The organism is Kitasatospora sp. NPDC058190, assembly GCF_042883685.1.
GTDB lineage: Bacteria > Actinomycetota > Actinomycetes > Streptomycetales > Streptomycetaceae > Kitasatospora.
In genome coordinates, this window is sequence record NZ_JBHVVI010000266.1 from 1 (window position 1) to 3127 (window position 3127).

General features: G+C 73.6%; 1 protein-coding gene. It reads right to left on the reverse strand.

Features of this window, described 5'->3' with window-relative positions:
- A partial coding sequence (locus ACFVWU_RS44640) for a beta-ketoacyl synthase N-terminal-like domain-containing protein (protein ID WP_387632404.1) occupies positions 1-3127 on the reverse strand: 3127 nt, incomplete at both ends.

Below are 3127 nucleotides of genomic sequence, written 5' to 3' on the forward strand. Positions count from 1 at the left end.
CGGTGAGCGCGCGCCGCCCGAACGCGTCCGGCTCGCCGACCCACACCTGCACCCGCACGCCGCCCCGCTCGGGCAGGACGAGCGGCGCGGCGAGCGTCAGCTCCTCGACCAGGTCGCAGCCGACCTCGTCCCCGGCGCGCACGGCCAGCTCCATCAGCGCCGTCCCCGGCACCAGCACCGAACCCATGACGACGTGCTCCGCCAGCCACCCGTGCGACCCGACCGACAGCCGGCCGGTGAACAGGTAGCCGTCCGTGTTGACGAGCTCGACTGCCGCGCCCAGCAGCGGGTGCTCGGCGGCACCGAGGCCCGCGAGCCGGACGTCACCGCCGCGCGCGAGCGTGACCGCCGGCCAGTAGTGCCGGTGCTGGAACGCGTACGTGGGCAGGGCCACGGTGCGGGCACCGGTCCCGGCGAAGAGAGCGGCCCAGTCGACGCGCGCGCCGGTGACGTACAGACGCGCGAGGGCAGTCAGGACGGTCGCGTCCTCAGCCTGGTCCTTCCGGAGGACGGGGGCCAGGACGGCGTCGCCGGAGAGGGAGGCGGCCGCGAGCGCGGTGAGGACGCCGTCGGGGCCGAGCTCCAGGAAGCGCGTGACGCCGGCGGCTTCCAGTGTGCGGATCCCGTCGGCGAAGCGGACGGCCTCGCGGACGTGGCGCACCCAGTAGTCGCGCGAGCAGAGCTGCTCGGGCGTGGCTATCCCGCCCGTCAGGTTGGAGACCACCGGGATCGAAGGAGCAGTGTAGGTCAGCCCGTCGAGGACGGCACGGAAGTCCTCCAGCATCGGGTCCATCAGTGGCGAGTGGAACGCGTGCGAGACGCGCAGACGCGTCGTCCTGCGGTCGGCGAAGTGCGCCTCGATCGCCGCGACGGCCTCCTCGCTACCGGAAACGACCACCGACGAAGGCCCGTTCACGGCCGCGATCGACACGAACTCATCCAGCAGCGGCAGGACTTCGTCCTCCGTCGCCGGCACCGCCAGCATCGCGCCACCCGCCGGCAGCGCCTGCATCAGCCGACCACGACCTGCTACCAGCTTGCAGGCGTCCGCCAGCGAGAACACCCCGGCCACGTGCGCCGCGGCCACCTCACCGATCGAGTGCCCGGCCACGAACTCCGCCCGCACACCCAGCGATTCAACGAGCCGGTAGAGCGCCACCTCGACCGCGAACAGGCCCGCCTGGGCGTACGCCGTCTGGTTCAGCAACTCCTCGTCCGCACCCCACACCACATCGCGCAAGGCCGGATCGAACTCCGCGCACACCGCGTCGAACGCCTCCGCGAACACCGGGAATCGGGCGTACAGCTCCCGCCCCGTCCCCAGCCGCTGCGATCCCTGCCCGGAGAACAGGAACGCCGTCCCGCCCCCACCCGTGACGCCCCGGGCCGCCTCGACGCCGTCGACGAGCACCGCCCGGTACGGAAAGGCCGTCCGCCCGGCCAGGGTCAGGCCGACGTCGAGCGCCGACCGCCCGTCGAGGTCGGCGAGCCGCGCCACCTGCGCGTCCAGCGCCGCCTCCGACCTGGCCGACACCACCCAGGGCATCGCCCCGGCCGTGACCACGGCCTCCCGCACGACCTCGGGCTCGCCCTGCTCCAGGATCACGTGCGCGTTGGTTCCGCTGATCCCGAACGACGACACGCCCGCCCGGCGGAGCCGGCCGGCCTGCGGCCAGTCCTGGGCCTCGGCGAGCAGCTCGACCGCGCCCGCCGTCCAGTCGACGTGCGAGGACGGCGCGTCCACGTGCAGGGTGCGCGGCAGCAGGCCGTGCTGCATCGCCAGCACCATCTTGATCACGCCCGCGACACCGGCCGCCGCCTGGGCGTGCCCGATGTTCGACTTGATCGAGCCCAGCAGCAGCGGCAGTTCGCGGTCCTGCCCGTACGTCGCGAGCAGCGCCTGCGCCTCGATCGGGTCGCCCAGCGTCGTCCCGGTGCCGTGCGCCTCCACCGCGTCCACGTCAGCCGTCGAGAGCCCGGCGCTCGCCAGCGCCTGCCGGATCACCCGCTGCTGCGACGGACCGTTCGGCGCCGTCAGACCGTTCGACGCACCGTCCTGGTTCACCGCGCTGCCGCGCAGGACCGCCAGCACCCGATGCCCGTTGCGGCGGGCGTCCGACAGCCGCTCCAGCACGACCATGCCGACGCCCTCGCCCCAGCCCACGCCGTCCGCGGCGTCCGCGAACGAACGGCACCGGCCGTCGGCCGAAAGGCCGCCCTGGCGCGAGAACTCCACGAACGTCCCCGGCGTCGACATCACCGTCACGCCGCCGGCCAGCGCCAGCGAGCACTCGCCGCCGCGCAGGGCCTGCGCCGCCAGGTGCATCGCCACGAGCGACGACGAGCACGCCGTGTCCACCGTGACCGCCGGGCCCTCGAAGCCGAAGGTGTAGGACACCCGGCCGGAGGCGATGCTGGGAGCGCTGCCGTTGCCCCGGAAGCCCTCGAACTCCTCGCCGTCCAGCAGCGAGCGGTAGTCGGTGTACATGGTGCCCGCGAAGACGCCGGTCCGGCTGCCGCGCAGCGTCACCGGGTCGATGCCGGACCGCTCGAACGCCTCCCACGAGGTCTCCAGCAGCAGGCGCTGCTGCGCGTCCGTCGCCAGCGCCTCGCGCGGGCTCATGCCGAAGAACTCGGGGTCGAACGCACCGGCGTCGTGCAGGAACGCGCCCCGCCGGGTGTACGACGTGCCCGGCACGGACCGGTCCTCGCTGTAGAGCGAGTCGACGTCCCAGCCGCGGTTCGTCGGGAAGTCCGACACCGCGTCCACGCCGTCGGCCACCAGCCGCCACAGGTCCTCGGGTGACTCGACGCCGCCCGGGTACCGGCAGGCCATGCCGACGATGACCACCGGGTCGTCGGACAACACGGGCAGCACGGACGGGAGTTCCGCCACCGCCTCGGCGCCGAACAGCCCCTCCAGCACGAAGTCCGCCAGCGCGCTCGCCGTCGGGTAGTCGAACACCACCGTGGCCGGCAGCTGGAGTCCCGTCACCGACTTCAGCCGGTTGCGCAGCTCGACCGCCGTCAGCGAGTCGAAGCCGAGGTCCTGGAACGCCCGCGACGGATCGACGACCGCGCCACCCTCGTGGCCCAGCACCACGGCGATCTGGTCGCGCACCAGCTC